The organism is Campylobacter concisus (assembly GCF_902460705.1).
GTDB classification, from domain to species: domain Bacteria; phylum Campylobacterota; class Campylobacteria; order Campylobacterales; family Campylobacteraceae; genus Campylobacter_A; species Campylobacter_A concisus_Z.
This window is the reverse complement of record NZ_CABPUP010000007.1, coordinates 1-15,984: the sequence shown is the minus strand read 5'-3', so window position 1 is coordinate 15,984 and position 15,984 is coordinate 1. Positions and strand designations below refer to the sequence as shown.

The 15,984-nt window shown below is 30.5% G+C and carries 17 protein-coding genes; 15 read left to right on the top strand and 2 right to left on the bottom strand.

Annotated elements, in window-relative coordinates; translation table 11 throughout:
- The first annotated feature begins 377 nt into the window (after nucleotides 1–377).
- From F3G75_RS09170 to F3G75_RS09100, 15 genes are all read left to right on the top strand, one after another.
- Entirely contained in the window at nucleotides 378–605 is a 228-nt protein-coding gene (locus F3G75_RS09170; RefSeq protein WP_148822272.1) for a hypothetical protein, read from the top strand.
- A gap of 7 nt (nucleotides 606–612) precedes the next feature.
- Nucleotides 613–1,599 carry a HipA domain-containing protein gene (locus F3G75_RS09165; protein WP_149717334.1) on the top strand — a complete coding sequence of 329 codons (987 nt, stop codon included), beginning with the start codon at nucleotides 613–615 and terminating at the stop codon, nucleotides 1,597–1,599.
- Between the two features lies 1 nt (nucleotide 1,600).
- Nucleotides 1,601–1,822: a hypothetical protein gene (locus tag F3G75_RS09160; protein WP_148822274.1), complete on the top strand. Its 222-nt coding sequence runs from the start codon at nucleotides 1,601–1,603 to the stop codon at nucleotides 1,820–1,822.
- Between the two features lie 1,248 nt (nucleotides 1,823–3,070).
- Nucleotides 3,071–4,099, top strand: coding sequence for a replication initiation protein (locus F3G75_RS09155; RefSeq protein ID WP_149717333.1), 1,029 nt, complete (start codon nucleotides 3,071–3,073; stop codon nucleotides 4,097–4,099).
- 121 nt (nucleotides 4,100–4,220) lie between these two features.
- Complete coding sequence (locus F3G75_RS09150; protein WP_149717332.1) at nucleotides 4,221–4,451, top strand: hypothetical protein; 231 nt, start codon at nucleotides 4,221–4,223, stop codon at nucleotides 4,449–4,451.
- 31 nt (nucleotides 4,452–4,482) lie between these two features.
- Nucleotides 4,483–4,848 (top strand): hypothetical protein, encoded by a 366-nt coding sequence (locus F3G75_RS09145; protein WP_223154459.1) that lies wholly within the window; start codon nucleotides 4,483–4,485, stop codon nucleotides 4,846–4,848.
- A 5-nt stretch (nucleotides 4,849–4,853) separates the two neighbouring features.
- Nucleotides 4,854–5,072 carry a TetR/AcrR family transcriptional regulator gene (locus tag F3G75_RS09140; protein ID WP_149717330.1) on the top strand — a complete coding sequence of 73 codons (219 nt, stop codon included), beginning with the start codon at nucleotides 4,854–4,856 and terminating at the stop codon, nucleotides 5,070–5,072.
- Nucleotides 5,073–5,083: 11 nt separating this feature from the next.
- Entirely contained in the window at nucleotides 5,084–5,341 is a 258-nt protein-coding gene (locus F3G75_RS09135) for a hypothetical protein (RefSeq protein ID WP_149717329.1), read from the top strand.
- Between the two features lie 81 nt (nucleotides 5,342–5,422).
- Nucleotides 5,423–5,740, top strand: coding sequence for an EexN family lipoprotein (locus F3G75_RS09130; RefSeq protein ID WP_149717328.1), 318 nt, complete (start codon nucleotides 5,423–5,425; stop codon nucleotides 5,738–5,740).
- A 295-nt stretch (nucleotides 5,741–6,035) separates the two neighbouring features.
- Entirely contained in the window at nucleotides 6,036–10,121 is a 4,086-nt protein-coding gene (locus F3G75_RS09125) for a helicase-like domain-containing protein (protein WP_508610344.1), read from the top strand.
- Between the two features lie 72 nt (nucleotides 10,122–10,193).
- Entirely contained in the window at nucleotides 10,194–11,504 is a 1,311-nt protein-coding gene (locus F3G75_RS09120; RefSeq protein WP_188115413.1) for a toprim domain-containing protein, read from the top strand.
- A gap of 109 nt (nucleotides 11,505–11,613) precedes the next feature.
- Nucleotides 11,614–12,177: a P-loop NTPase family protein gene (locus F3G75_RS09115; protein ID WP_149717326.1), complete on the top strand. Its 564-nt coding sequence runs from the start codon at nucleotides 11,614–11,616 to the stop codon at nucleotides 12,175–12,177.
- Between the two features lie 64 nt (nucleotides 12,178–12,241).
- Nucleotides 12,242–12,478 (top strand): hypothetical protein, encoded by a 237-nt coding sequence (locus tag F3G75_RS09110; protein WP_149717325.1) that lies wholly within the window; start codon nucleotides 12,242–12,244, stop codon nucleotides 12,476–12,478.
- On the top strand, nucleotides 12,475–12,708 hold the full coding sequence (locus F3G75_RS09105; RefSeq protein WP_149717324.1) for a helix-turn-helix domain-containing protein: 234 nt from the start codon (nucleotides 12,475–12,477) through the stop codon (nucleotides 12,706–12,708). The genes F3G75_RS09110 and F3G75_RS09105 overlap by 4 nt, the downstream gene beginning before the upstream one ends.
- A gap of 162 nt (nucleotides 12,709–12,870) precedes the next feature.
- The gene (locus F3G75_RS09100; RefSeq protein ID WP_149717323.1) at nucleotides 12,871–13,569 is read left to right on the top strand and encodes a hypothetical protein; all 699 of its coding nucleotides are present in this window, start codon (nucleotides 12,871–12,873) and stop codon (nucleotides 13,567–13,569) included.
- Between the two features lie 370 nt (nucleotides 13,570–13,939).
- On the opposite strand, the gene mobP1 is transcribed toward F3G75_RS09100, so the two are convergent.
- Both mobP1 and F3G75_RS09090 read right to left on the bottom strand, forming a co-directional pair.
- Nucleotides 13,940–15,409 (bottom strand): MobP1 family relaxase, encoded by a 1,470-nt coding sequence (gene mobP1, locus F3G75_RS09095; RefSeq protein ID WP_149717322.1) that lies wholly within the window; start codon nucleotides 15,407–15,409, stop codon nucleotides 13,940–13,942.
- A 6-nt stretch (nucleotides 15,410–15,415) separates the two neighbouring features.
- On the bottom strand, nucleotides 15,416–15,964 hold the full coding sequence (locus F3G75_RS09090) for a hypothetical protein (protein WP_149717321.1): 549 nt from the start codon (nucleotides 15,962–15,964) through the stop codon (nucleotides 15,416–15,418).
- Between the last annotated feature and the right edge of the window lie 20 nt (nucleotides 15,965–15,984).

Here is a 15,984-nt window from a genome sequence, read left to right as displayed (position 1 = left end):
TTTTTTTAGATCCTTCGATATCGCCAGTAGATATAAAATTCATAATAGCAGCATTAACCAAATCACTAAAATTATACTTACTATCTTTCAAATATTCCTCAACCAAATTTAACAAATCGTTTTCTATTCTAAAAGTCTTAATTACATTTTTCATTTTTATACCTTACTGAGCCTCGCAGAGATAATGCCAATCACAAAAAAATGTATTACATTTTTGGCGTGATTGGCTATCCTGCAATTAATACTATTTACGACCAAAATTATACACAATAAAACTTGCCATAAAATTAAAAAAATCAGCTACAACTGCCTTGAAATTTTATTAAAACTCTGCTATACTGCCAAGTAAAATTTTAATCAATAAAAGGAGAACGGCTATGAGCGAGATAGTTTCAATAGACGAGAAAATTAAAAAAATAAAATCTCAATTAGCGTCACTTGAAAACAAAAAGAAAGAGATGATAGCAAAAGAGCAGCTAAAACTATCACAAGCAATAAGTGATTTGATAAAAACAAACAACGATTTTTTAAAAGATATAACAACGATTTTAGAAAAGCACAAAGCAAGCGAAATTTTAGAACTCATAAAAAAACTTTCAGATTAGAAAAACAATGGTAGATAACGAAATAGATTTTACAAATTGCGAAAAAAGCTCCAAAAGCTATGGTGGATTTTGTGGAACAAAAGTAGGCATAATATATAATGACGAAGATTATATGCTGAAATTTCCTCCAAAGCCAGTTGCTCCAGCACATTTAAATTTTATGAATGCTTGTGTTACCGAGCATATATCTTGTAGTATTTTAAAAACATTAGATATACAAACACAAGACACAATCCTCGGAACATATGACGATAAAGTTGTTGTAGCTTGTAAAGACTTTATAGAGCCAAATGAATTTATGATAGATTTTGTTACCTACCAAGAAAAAATAGCAAATGGATATGATGCAGATCTAGGAAATATATTAAACACAATAGAAGCAAAAAATCAATTTGCAGTTGATGAAAAAGAAGTAAAAGAAATGTTTTGGGATATGTTTATAGCAGATGCATTACTAGCAAACTCAGATAGGCATAATGGTAACTGGGGTTTTATTGCGAATGTAGATACTCAAACATATAAAAGACCAGCTCCAGTATTTGATTGTGGCTGCTCACTTTTTTCACAATATAATGAGCTAGAAATGAAAAATGTTTTACTAAATAAAAAAGATTTAAATAGAATAGTTTACGATTTTCCTCCATCAGTTATACGAAGAAAAGATGAAAAAATAAATCCATATGATTATTTACTAAAAACAAAAAACAAAGACTGCATAAATTCATTAAAGAAAATAGGATCAAAAATAGATCTTAATAAAATCAATGAGATAATTTCTAGCACACCTTATATATCAGATACTCATAAAAAATTCTTACAAACAGTTATACAAGCTAGAAAAGAAAAAATAATAGATGTGGCAATAGAAAAACATTTAGATCATGAAAAAAAGAGAAATAGACTTTTTTATTTTATGTCCCTTAAGCTTCATCAGAGCAAGGACAAAAATTTAGATCAAGATAAAGAAAAAAATAAAAATTTAGATAGGTGGTAATATGGAAGAGAATATCATATTAGATGAAAATACTTTGTCGCCGTGGCTCAAAAAAGACTTAAAAAAGTTTTTAGATTGTAAAAATTCAAACGTTCATCCTAATTGGGATTTAAGCTTATACTGGAGTGAGCTTTACTCATCAATAAATATATCCCAGCTTAGCAAAGAAATTACAAAAGAGCAAGCAGAATACTTAAGAAGAAAATACTTAGGAATTTGTTGAAACAATAATCGTAGAGATTATGGCAAGCCCTTAGTTTTTCTTAACGGCTCAAGGACAGATTTTATAATCGACTTGGGCTTATCTATTTTTTTAAGAAATCACGAAATTTTGCTTATTTTTAGTTAAATTCTTAAGCCATTTTTACTACTTTAAGCTTCCCAAACTTAAATTTTATTATTTTACACTTTTAAAAGCCCAATAAATAGGACATATTGACATTTTTATTTTGAAAATAATTGTTTTCAACAGCAAATAGTGATTTGGTTAATGCTGCTATTATGAATTTTATATCTACTGGCGATATCGAAGGATCTAAAAAAATACTTTATTGTTAAAAGAAAATAACAGAGAAGTTGAGAAAAGTAAAAAATGTTTAATTTTATATTAATAATTATTGAGATAGAATATATTGTTATTCCCTTACATGCATCTAAGTCTAGTTGTAGAAAGGAATAACAATGAATATCGAAATAAAAATCGATACTAAAGTTATTATTGCATTAATAACTTTAGTTTCAGTATTGTTGAAATATATTTTTATATAAACAGTATTAATATTGATTGAGTTGAGATTTTACCTATTGGGCTATTAAAATTAGCTTAAAATTATGTTTTATTACATAAAATCTAAAAAAAATTATGTACTACTACATAAAATTTAAAAGAAATTATGTGTAATGGAATAAACAAACTGACTAGACTTAGATGCCTAATTTTAATTTAAGCTTAGTAGTAAATTTGGGGTTATAATATTTCTAACTTCTTTTTAATGATTGCCTAAGTTTATTTTCTAAAAATAATTGTTGTTTTTTCTCTTTCGCGCACGCGCACGCGATTTTTATCTTTTTAACATAACTTTTCTTTATCTTTTATATGGCTTTGTAGCCTCGATGTAGATGGCTCTGGCGAAATATTAAAACTACAAATTTACTACATTAAAAATACAAATTTTCTACTTTAAAAATACAAATTTTCTACTTTAAAACTACAAATTTTCTACCAAATTATAGACCCAAATTTTCTACTTTAAAACTACAAATTTACTACTTATGGGGCTTTAATCAAAAATATTATAGACCCAAATTTTCTACCAAGAGTATTTATGCCATATTAAAACTACAAATTTACTACATTAAAAATACAAATTTTCTACTTTAAAACTACAAATTTACTACTTAAAAATACTATTGATATTTTTATGTATTTTTTATATAATAACTACATAAAAGCTATAGGAGTATTTAAAAAATGTCAGTGCGTGAAATCGTTCAATATTCTAACGACTTTAACTTTTTGCCTATGCCAAAACTAACCGAGCGAGAGATGGATATGGTTGTTAAGATCTTATCCAAACTAGCAGATAATAGAAGTGTAAAAATTGATATATATGATTTTTTTAACGATTTACGTAATACCAAAGAAAGCACTAATAAGATGCTTGAAATGTTTAAAAGTCTATCTGACAAAATACTAAACTATAATATCAAATATACAACAGCAACGAAAGCTTATGCTTTTGTGTGCTTTGAAAAACTAGTGTTTGATTATAAAACAAACACCATAGAAATAACAGCGCAACAAGACTTTTATGAGCTTATAACAAATTATCAGCTTGGTTTTACACGTTTTGAATTATTGGAATTTGTCAATATTAATTCTAAATATGCAAAAACGCTTTACCGGCTTCTAAAACAATTTAGAAATAGTGGGGTGGTGACACTATTTAGAAATAAGTGGGATGAATTTTGCGAAATTATGCAAATACCAAAAGGCTATCCACAACATAACATAGATGCTAGAATTTTGAAACCTTGCATTAAAGAGTTGTCAGCAGAACGTGATTTATTTAATAATAATCGCAATATTTTTGAAAATTTAACATACAAAAAAATTAAAGATCCTAATGGGCGTGGTCGTGGTGGTAAGGTTATAGGCATCGAATTCTATTTTACACCTGAGAAAGATCGAAGCGAGCTTAGTGAGCAAATTAAAGATTTAAAAAGCTTAAAAAAACATACCGAACCAAAGCCAGAGGAAGCTCCAAAAGTAAATCCTTTGACTGGTCAGATTGTTACAGAACTAACACCATATATTGGCAGGCATTTCAGCACGAAAAATAAATATGATGGTGGGTACGACTCCTGCAAGTTGCAAGATGTTTGGAAAGGCGACGATGAGAAAATTCATGCAAAAGCGATCAATCAAGAAAATGGTAAAATATTTGATTTTGAATTTGAAACCTTACAGCATATGATTAATGCATTAAAATTTATTTAGCAGCTTTGATGAATAAAAAGTGTCCCACGAAAAAAACAAATTTTAACGTCTTAGTGGCAAAAGTGTCCCAATTTTTTGGGACTTTTATTAGTTAAAAGGTTACTGAATAAGGAAAAAATCTATGTATAAAGGTTATCAAGAATTAGAATTAAGAATTTCTGAGTTTTTTACATGGTTGTTTGGCGAGGAAGTAATTATAAAAAATAGTATAGAAAACGCTTTGTTTGCTGGATTTTTAATGTTATTTGTTTGCATTAGTCTTGGTTTTTTATTGTCTTATCTATTTGAAGAAGATAAGTTAAAACAACAAAACAACAAAACAACAAAACAACTAGAGAAAAATAATGTTTAAAGTGCCACAAGCAGAACAAATTAACTTCGACGTGAACCAAATCGAGGTGCTAAACGATTACTGGAGTGAGTCAAATTTTACCTATGACAATAATTTGTCAATAAGCAAGAATAATAAAGTCTTTTTAGATGGTCTTTGTGTTAAAATTCAGCCATTGTCTAGCATTGATGAAAATGGATACTCTACAATAAAGGTATCAGTAGCAGGCGATAGCTCAGCAGAATTTGAGATTATCAATAATGATTTAGATCCTCTTGTTAATGAACTAAAGAGATCCGTAATGTATTTTGAAAAGGAAGATGAAGACCCTTACTTCTTTGGCGGTGATGAGTTGCTGGAGTTTTTGCTAAAGCATAAAACTATTGTGGAGTTAAAAAACATTTTAAGTAAGGTTTAATAGCTATGGATAAAAAAGAAATTGCGAATTTGCTAGAAATAGAGCTAAGAACGCTATACAACTGGGAAAAATCAAGACAAAAATTATATAATTTTATTATGGCCAACATTGAAGATAACCCAAAATTTAATGAATTAAAAACATATTTTGAGAAACTAACAGAGAACGAACAAGACTACTATTTAGCCAGTATAAAGGCTGACGTATTTAGAAAACTAATTTAAAAAGGTATTAAATGGAAAAATATAAATATATAAAATTATACTGGGCTATTGGTATTTATATCCTATTTTTTATTCTAATAATCTATGGAACGTATACGATTTCACCTTTAATACACGCTAATCAGGAGCTAGAAAAAATAAAGCAAGAAACTGGGGAATATCCTATGGAGATCGTTAATCCAGTTACCTTGCAGGGCTTAAACGCAATAGCAAAGGACTTTAATGGCACAATTATTTTCAGTGGCAATGGTAAAATAATAGTAAAATGATAAAAAATAAATTATATTAATATAATTTATAGTAAAATAATAGAAAATAATGTATAATCACATAAAAACAAAGGAGAAAATATGAAAAGATCAATTTTAGTTGCAGCACTTTCTGCTTTATTGATTGGAGTTTTATCTGGATGTGGTGGCGAAGAAGCAAAAAAGGTTGAAGAGCCAAAAACTGGTAAGTATTACAAAGAACATATTGATGAAGCTATAAATACCTTTTTGGATTGTAGAAAAAATGATCACTATAGAAATGAAGGTGCTCAAAGTATAAAAGCAAAAAATTGCTTAACTGCAACTTCAACATTAAAATTAGAAAATATATATGACCCGTTTAGAGGAACATTAAGTATAAATGGGAAAAATACAGCAATTGATGAAATAGTAAAGTAAAAATTTTAACTATGACACTCAAAGAGCTTTCACAAATAACTGGCATTCCATACGATACCTTATTGCGTTGGAATACAGCTAAAAGAGATAACTATCGAAGAGCCTTAGTAAGGCTGCTAAAAGATGCTGATAGGTCTATATTAATCAAATACTTTAAAGACAAACAATAAAAATAAATGTATATTAGATATTAAATAATGTCTAATATACATTTTTTTATAAAATACTAAGTTTTAAAATTAGTAAAATTTATCATGATAAAATAGTAAAAATAGCGTGAAAAAACAAAAAAGTAATATTTAGTGCTAAAGAAGAAAAAATAGCTAAGGACTATATTAAGCTAAGAGATTGTAGAAAAGAGCTTTTTGCTCTTGAAAAGCAAGATATAGATGATAACGATCAAAGACTTATTGATAAGAGAAACGATTTAAATGCTATCTATGATAACTTTGTTAAAAGCAACAGCTATTTAAACAATAGAAGCATTATAAACGTTTTAAAAGATGATGCAGATTTTAGCAATATAAAAGGCTTAGAAAAAGACGGCGGCAAAAACTCATTTAAAAAAGCCGATGTATTCAAGCAAAGAGTTTTAAGACCTCGCCCTAAGATAGAATTTGATAATGCAGCAGATGGTTTATATGCAAGTATGAACGTCAACGGAAAAATAAGCATACCTTATATCGCAAATCATCTAAATAAAGATCCTTACGATGTTTCTAAGGAGCTATTGGATAAAAAATTAATTTTTATAGATCCTGATGCTTACGAACAAGGCAATACTGAATACATATTTGCCCCAAAATATCTATCTGGCAACGTTAAGGAGAAATACAAAAAAGCCGAAGATCTGGCAAAGACAGAGCCATTATTTTACAACAACGTCGAAAGCCTAAAAGACGTATTGCCAAAAGATATACCAGCTAGTGAGATAAATCCAACAATTGGAGTTTCGTGGATACCTATGAAATACTATGAGGAATTTTTTAAAGAAAAATTTGAGCTACACCAAAATACAAAGTTGGATATATTTTGCTCGTCAATAAATGCTGAGTGGGTTTTTGAGGGATCTGTAAATCCTAATACTAATTTCAAGGTTGAAAAGAAATATGCATATTATCATCCTGATAATAGTCGTCTAAATAAAGATCCATATGAGATAGCACAAGCTGCCTTAAATGGCGTGTATTTAAAAATTTACGTGACTACTGATAGACCAAAGTTAAATTTAGATGGCTCAATCAAAATGAATAAAAATGGCTATCCTGAGTATGAAAAAGAGCTTGATATGGTAGCTACGCAAGAGGTCACTAGAAAGATTGATCTTATTAGAAACGAGTTTGACGAGTGGATAATGAAAGATTATGCTAGAAGAACGGAAATCGCTAGTATTTTCAATGAAAAGTTTAACTGCTATGCCAAAAAACATTATGATGGGGATTATCTACAAATTAGCGGCATAAATCAAGCATATCACCTAAGAAAGCACCAAAAAGATGCTGTAGCTAGAGCAGTCAATGAAAAAGTTACCCTGATCGATCACGAAGTGGGAGCAGGTAAGACCTTAACTGCAATTTGCTCGATCATGGAGCAAAAAAAACTTGGTATAGTTAATAAACCTCTTGTCGTAGTCCCAAATCACTTGGTTAGCCAGTGGTCAAACGAATTTTTGACCGCTTATCCTGAAGCAAGGCTGCTTGTGGCAGAAGATAAGTCTATGAGCAAAGACAAGAGGGCTGAATTCTTAGCCCAAATTGCTAATGGAAACTACGATGCCATTATTATGAAACAAACACAATTTAAAGAGATCCCTGCCCCAGCTGAAAGCCAAAAAGAAGTGCTTGATCATATGATAGCTGAGCTGGAGCAAGCAATTGCTATTAGGGAAGAAAATAGCAGCGGATATAGAAAAAGTCCGTCAGTTAAGCGTATGGAAACACAGCTAAAATCTTTAAAGGACAATGTGACTAAGATTTTAGAGGATCAAAACAAGAACGTCACAACGCTTGATTTTTCTGACTTAGGCGTTGATTATTTAATAGTCGACGAAAGCCATATGTATAAAAATTTGAGATACTCTACCAAGCTTGAGAACGTTAAAGGCTTAGGAACTCAAAGTGGCTCTGATAGAGCAATGGATATGTATTCAAAAACAACCTATTTGCATAACCAAGACAATGCTAAAATTATGTTTTTAACTGGAACACCAGTTAGCAATAGCTTGGTAGAGCTTTATTTAATAGAGCGATACCTTGCCCCAAATGCACTAAAAGATCAAGGCATTGACTCTTTTGATGCCTGGGCTAAAACATACGCAGATATTGATAGAGTTTATGAAACTGGTGCTGTCGCAGGCGACTATAAAATTGTGACTAGATTTACTGGCTTCAAAAATTTAAATACACTTGGCGGATCTTATCTTGATTTTGCCGACGTCATAACCAACGATGATATAAAAAAGGAGCTTGGCAGCAACTTTGTCCCTAACGTAAATATTAAACACACTAAAAGTCCAGCAAGTGACCTGCAAAAAGAGTATATAGGCGTAGAGCAAGAAAATGGACAATTTAATGAGGGATCTATTATTTATAGGCTTGAAAATATGCCAGATGATCCTAGAATTGATAACCATTTAAAAGTAACAAATGATGCTAAATACTGTGCTTTGGATTATAGGCTGATAGATCCTTTTGCTGAAGATGATCCAAATTCAAAAATCAATAAAGCAGTAGAAAATATCATAAACACTTATGAAAAATGGAATAATGACAAAGGCACTCAGCTTGTCTTTTTAGATATGGGAACGCCGAAGTCACCATCTCAACAATCCCAAAATATAGTAATAGATGAACAAAAGGCAGCAGAACAAGAGGTAAGTCCTGCAAAGCAAGAAGAATTTATTAATATCAATGATGCTATCGAGCAAGGTAAAGATATTAATAGCGACTTTATATCTGAAACTGATAGAGATAGCAATGATAATAGATTTTTCTTATATGGTGATTTGCTTAGAAAGCTTGTAAAAAATGGAATACCGCAAAACGAGATAGCCTTTATCCATGATGCGACAACGGACAAACAAAAATACGAGCTATTTGACAAGGTAAATCGTGGTGAAATTCGAGTTTTGATAGGATCTACTGGCAAGATGGGAGCAGGAACGAACGTGCAAGAGAGAGTAACCGCTATACACCATCTTGATATACCTTGGAAGCCTAGCGATTTAACACAAAGAAATGGTCGTGTCATAAGACAAGGCAATGAACTACTTAAAAAATATGGGGACAAATTTGAGGTAGATGTAAATTATTACGTTACTTTGAACACCTATGATGAAACCTCGTTGCAAACAGTAAAGCAAAAGGCGGAGAGCATTACCAAATTTAGAAAGTGCGTTGTAGATGAGAACCATATAAGCGGATTTGAGGAGGAGGTAGTTAACTACGAGGAGCTTAAGGCTATTGCTAGTGGTAATCCGTTAATACTAACAAATTTCAAGATAAACAATGAGCTTGAAAGGTTAGAAAGAGAGAAAAAGGCATATACTCAAGACTTCCAGCAAAAAGAAGCCGAAATGCACAATTTAGAAAAGATGATAGAATTTTCTAATAAAAGAATAAACTTGTTTAACAAAACAAAAGAGTATGTCGGCAAATTTGAGAGTAGCGATGGGCTAAGATGTGCCATGTTTTCTACAAATCTTTATAACCACGAAGTATCTAAGCAAGAATTCTTTATTCCAAAAGCTAGTGCTGCAAAGGATACTCAAGAAATCCAAAACAAGATGAAAGATCAATTTCAAGCAACTATAAATTTGATGTTTCAAACACCAAAGAAAAGCTATGACGTATGCGAGTATAAGGGCTTTGTTGTAAGTGGATATTATAGCAGCTTGAATAATAGTATAACTTTTGAGCTAACAAACAAAGAAAGTGGCGAGATACTAGCACCTGAGAATATGTATTATAACTCAGCTATGAACGGCACAAGGCAGGATTTAAAAGACCAGGTCGGATTACATGGATTTTTTGTAAGGATGAATAACTATTTTGATAATATGGATAAATTTATCTCTAAAGAGCAAAAAGATCTTGATGAAGCCAAATCAAACTTAGTAGATCTAAAATCGTTTTTATCTGAGCAGCAAAACTATCCTAAAAATGATCTTATTGAGCTGTTAAAGAGTGAAAAGAATATCGTCCTAAATGAACTCGAGCGAAAGAAAAAAGACAAGACCTATGAAAGCAAATTTGAAAGTAGGGCATTAAAAATTATTGATGAAGCCAAACGAGCCAAGAAGCAAAATATTCAGCAGCAAAGCGGCTTAGAAGCTGGTAGCCAAGCAAATATTGCTGCAAATAGTAGCAAGGAGTTGTATTAATATTTTTTATATTAATATAATTTAAAATATATTATAGTAATATAATTTTTATTACATATAAAAGGATAAAAAATGCAATACAGCAAAGATGAAACTGCCTTAATTTTAGAAACTTTAGGTTATAACGTCGATAGACACTATAAATTTAAAATACGTGATGAAAATACAGCCAGTGCGTCCATAAATCCAAAGGACGGCAAAATAAAAGATTTTGGCAGCGGCTGGTATGGTAGTATTATAGATTTTATGACAACCTTTGAAAATATGTCCCAAAAAGATGCCTTCAGCAGAGCAAACGATATAATCAATAGACCGCAAGATATTCAATTTAGTAGCAATCAAAAGCCCAAATTCAAGAAAGACGCACTTAGCGAAATAAGAGCTGCAGCCGTCGTTTTTGGCTTAAATGTAATAGACAATAAAAGTGGAATTTACGTCGGATACGGCGAAAATGCTTCAGATATAACAAAAGGTTATTATTGGGCTATCTCTAAAATAAAACCGCTTGATGATCTTATGGTGTTTGACTCAAAGATAGAAATGGAGTGGCTAGAAACAGACAAACACCTATATACCGAAAAGACTTATTCTATCAAGAAAGAATACATAACAAAGATGGCAGCATTAAAAAACTCTTTTGAAATCAAAAAAAATAAGAGTGAAACAGCAAGTAAAGGCTTTATTACACAAGACTTTATAGATAAATTCCAGGTAGAGCGAAAAGAAAATTTCAAAAGATTTTGGGAGCTACTATCTCAAACTCTGCCAACTGCAACAAAAGAGCAAAAAGAAAACATAGCCAAGAAGTATGAAATTGGCTATTCAAAGCAAGCCGATAGGTTAATTATGCCTATCAGAAACGAGAATGGCGACTGCTTAACGTTTTGGAAATACAATAAAAATCCTCAGCCATTTGTTGGTGATAATGGAAATTTAGTGACCTTGCCAAAAGTAATGTTTTCAAAAAATAGAGAACGTTGCCCTTTTAACCTGAGTGATCTCAAAGATTTTGCAAAAAATCAAAAGGATAACGAAACGATTTTTATTGTCGAGGGTGAAAAAGACTGCCTAAACGCTCTTGCTAGTGGCTTTAATGCTATTACTCTTGGATCTGCAAGTGCTCGAGTTAGCGAGAAATATATACCGCTTTTTAAAGATATAAATGTAACTATAGCATACGATAATGATGAAGCAGGGCAGAGTGGGGCAAAAGCCTTAAGAGAAGATTTAAAGGATGTTTGCAAAACAATAGAAGTAATTGACTGGAATAAAATTGCCAGGAACGTCGGCATAAAAGAACCACTAAAAAAAGGCTTTGACTTTACCGATTTTTTAGTAGCTAGAGAGAGTATCCAAGAAAAGACAAAAGATAAAGAAAGATAATAGTATTTATATTATTATAATAGAAATATTATCTTTATAATTTATTTTATATTATTTTAATATTTTAAAAAGTATAATGCTTTCGTAAAAATTTTAAAAGGATAAAATAATGAAAATAGCTCTATTAAATAAAAAAGGAGGCGTAGGTAAAACGCCTTTTGCTTTTAGTATTGCAAAAGATTTTGGATACTTTTTGCAATCAAATGATAATTCTTGTATCGAGCAGATATATCCAGACAAAGCAAAAATTCTAGACAAAGTCAAAGATCTTGACGATTGCGTATATGACTTTGGAGGATTTTCTGCTTCTGGAGTTTTAGACATTATAAAAAACTGCGATGTAATAATTATCCCTTGTTTGCCAACATATAATTCATTTATTAGAACAGTAGAAACGATAAACGAAATTATCTCAATAAATCCAAATATAATACTTCTTGCAACCAACTATAAGGATGATAGGGAAGAGGAATTTTTGGAAAATGAGCTTGATAAAAGATATAAAGATATTCCAACCTTTTATTTCAAAAATTCAAAAATTGTCAATAATGCTGCAAACTATGGATTGTCTTTTACTGAGTTATATAATGAAAGCTCTTTATCAAAAAGAAGCTACTCGAGCTTTTTTAACGAATATAGAAGACTTTTAAAAGCTATAAAAAGCAAATCTTAATTTATATTATTTTAATTTTAAATATATTAATATGATATAAAAACTATTAAAAGGATATTGAAGTATGACTGAGAGAGCGACCGTTAGCATTGAAGAAGCTTTGCAAAACAGCAAAGTAAAAACTTATGAGATGCAAGACAAAAAAGACAAGAAACAAAAGAGAAACACTGTGCAAGTAAGTATTTATCTTACTCAAGAAGAAATAACCTATTTGGATGAAAAGTGTGATGAAACTTTTCTAGCTAGAAATGCTTATATGAGAAAACTTCTTGTAGAAGATATGAAAAGAAAAAGCGAATGACAGCAGCCGACGTAAAAGAATTTTGCAAACAGCAAAATTTAACATATAAACAGCTAGCGGAAAAAATCGGTATGACCGAGGGCAGCTTGAAAGTGGCAATAACCACTGATAAATTTAGCAGCCAAACAATACAATCGATCAATCTACTAAAAGAAAATCAAAAACTACAAACTGAGCTTGCAGATTTTAAAATATTAAGCGAAATTATCAAAAAAATTTCAAATAATTAGATTTTTACCCTTTTTCTCCCAAAAGGGTAAAAATTTTAACTATTTTATAAAATAAGTTATAAAAATACTAACTTTTCTCTTGACAAATAGTTAATATTATTATATAATTCTCTTATAAAAAGTTAGAAATACTAACTTTTTAAATAAAACAAAGGATAAGAGATGAAATTATATGAGCTTTTTTTAGGAGAAAAGGAGTTGGGCGTATTTTTAAAAGAGCCTCAAAAAGTGATTTATTGCGATGGCACAAGTGATGGCTTTGAGCTACTTTGCTTTAACTTTGACGAGTGGCAAGCACTTCAAGAAAAACTTGGTATAACTTTTACTAACGATGAAAACGACAATTTTAACAAAATTATGAGTAGCAAATTTTGTAAAGAAAATGATATTGAGTATATTGACCAGCTTGCTGAGGGACTTGGTTTTGGAACGTTAGAGAAATTTGACTATGAAAGAGTTGAATACGTTTCAGATATGGAAGAGAGTTATAGCTACTTTATTGACGAGTTAGCAAAGACTGCTGGCAAGGCTAATTTTGATTGGAATATGGAGTGCAATGGGCTTTATCAATCAAATGGACATACTGATAGATGGATACTTTGTGATAAGTATAATGAGTTAGAAGAGAACGATTTTGATGACGAGCTTGCTAAATTTCACTTTGATACCGAAGCGATAGATGAGCAATTTAATATATATACTTTTGGCTGCCAAGTTCAGGGGTATGATATTGTATCGATCACAAAAGACAATAAAACTGAAATAAAACTACTGGTTTGGTCAGATGGAAACACACAAACTAGCTATCTCGAGTATAGATTTGAAGATATAAAAACAGAGTGGATGAGAAAATACAAATAAAAACGGGGACTTAATAGCCCCCTTTACAATCCCCAACGGGGTAAAAACCTAAATTTCTTTAGGAAACATGCATTGAATAAAATATAAGTTTCAAACTCCAACGGAGTAAATTTCTACACATGTTTTATAAAAGAAATTATACCACTAAAAAACTAAAAGTCAATATTCTTATAGATTTGAAGATATAAAAACAGAGTGGATGAGAAAATACAAATAAAAATAGGGGCTTAATAGCCCCTATTATACAGACCCAACGGGTAAAAACCTAAATTTCTTTAGGAAACATGCATTAAGTAAAACATGAGTTACAAACTCCAACGGAGTAAATTCATATGCATGTTTTATAAAAGGAACTATACTACTAAAAAAACTAAAAGTCAATATTTTTATTGCTGCCTTTGCTCTTATTCTTGGTCTTATTACTTTTATCGACTGCTCCAGCTGAAGTTTTATTTTCGGTCACTGCAATATTTGTTTTTCTATTAATAGTTGCTTTAGTATCTCTGCCTTGTATATCAACAACCCAAATATTTTTGCCATATTCGTCTTTGCCCTGCTGCCTAAATTTACATTTATCGCCAAATACTATATTTTCGTTTTTAATGATATTTTCTAGATCTTTTCCCCAAATATAAAATTCTTTTCTATTTGGATTAAGCATTTTCACAAAATAGCTTTTTGGCATATCGTAATTAAATTGATAGTGATCAATGCCAAAATCTACCACTTCATTATATGGCTCGTCAATTTGTTTGTAGTCGTTAGGAGTAAAATTTTTAAGAGGTTCTAAAACCTTTTCGTTCTTATCTTCAATAGAAACGTCCCAGACTTTTTTATAAGCTGTTTTTTCATACCAAACGTTTTTTTTCTTATCATGAACATTAAATGTTACTGGGCTTTCAGCCGTAATTACAAATCTGCAATAATCGTCAATTTTGACGTCGTTTTCTTTTACAACCCTCTCAAGATCGTTAGCCCAAATAAAAATCTCTTTACCTTTTGTAGTCATATATGATACAAAAAAGCTTTCCTCGTTATCTTTATCAAATTTATAATTTGCTCTACCATAGCCAGTAACTTTATAATGATGTGCTTTGTGTTTTTCACCATTATTATAATCTCCAGCAATGTAAATTCCTTTATCATTTTCAGAATTTCTAGAGTTAGATTTTGTTGTAGCCTTTGCTTCAACACCCAACTTGATAAGCTCATTTGCAAATGATAATCTCATATTGGCTATATCAGATTTTTTCGGATTTATTCTCCTACCTAAATAATCTTTTACCTTTAAAACTAAATGGCAATGTGGATTATCCGTATCATTATGTATTGCTATACAAAAGTAGTTATCTGGATACATTTTTGATACACAATTCATTGCTGCTTTTTTAATTTTAGCACCAGATGCAAATTGATAATCCTTCATAGAAAAAACAACATGTATTGCTTCCCTCTGCTCTTTTAGTGAGTTATCTCTTATCTCTCTTTGTGTTGGTATGCGATCGCCACTATTAAAGCTTTCAGACAAAATATTTAAATCACTTTTTCCTATAAATTTACAACCTTCAGAGCTTTGAACTTCAACCTCGCCATTTCTAGAAATATATCTTAGATGTGCTTTTAGTCCCTCATAATTTTTACTAGATCCAGTAAATTTAATAACAACTTCCGTTTGTTTTTTTGAAGGTGCTTTTGTATATGTAATAACACTTTTAAATCTATTTTTATAAATACCTCGTTGATTATTATATGCGTAAGAGCTCTTAGCCTTTTTTTCTAAATCGGTAATAACTCTTTTGGGTCGCCACCATTCGTCATCAAGTATTCTTTTTTTTCTCATCTAATATTACTTTAGCTTCAAATTTAAAATCTTGATATACTTTTCTATCTTATCACTTACAGCAGAAATTTTGTCATTCACTACTTTTACTATTGATATTAAATTTTCATAATTTACTTTAAAATTTTTCAAATCCTGCTCGTATAATACTTTCAACATTTGATTAATATTCCTACCAACCATATTAAGCTCATAGTTAGATTTTCTTAACTCCTCCATTTCAATATTATTGAAAATAGGGCTATCGGAATTTAAAAGATTTAACAATAAAAATTTAGCCTCTTTAGTGGCTGAGTTAAAACCATGTTTGTTGGATAAATCAACCAAATACTTATATTCACTTTTAGATACTGATATCCTAAGCTCAACTTCTTTGTTATTTTCTCTTAACAATAAAGTATTTTTTTTAGATCCTTCGATATCGCCAGTAGATATAAAATTCATAATAGCAGCATTAACCAAATCACTAAAATTATACTTACTATCTTTCAAATATTCCTCAACCAAATTTAACAAATCGTTTTCTATTCTAAAAGTCTTAATTACATTTTTCATTTTTATACCTTACTGAGCCT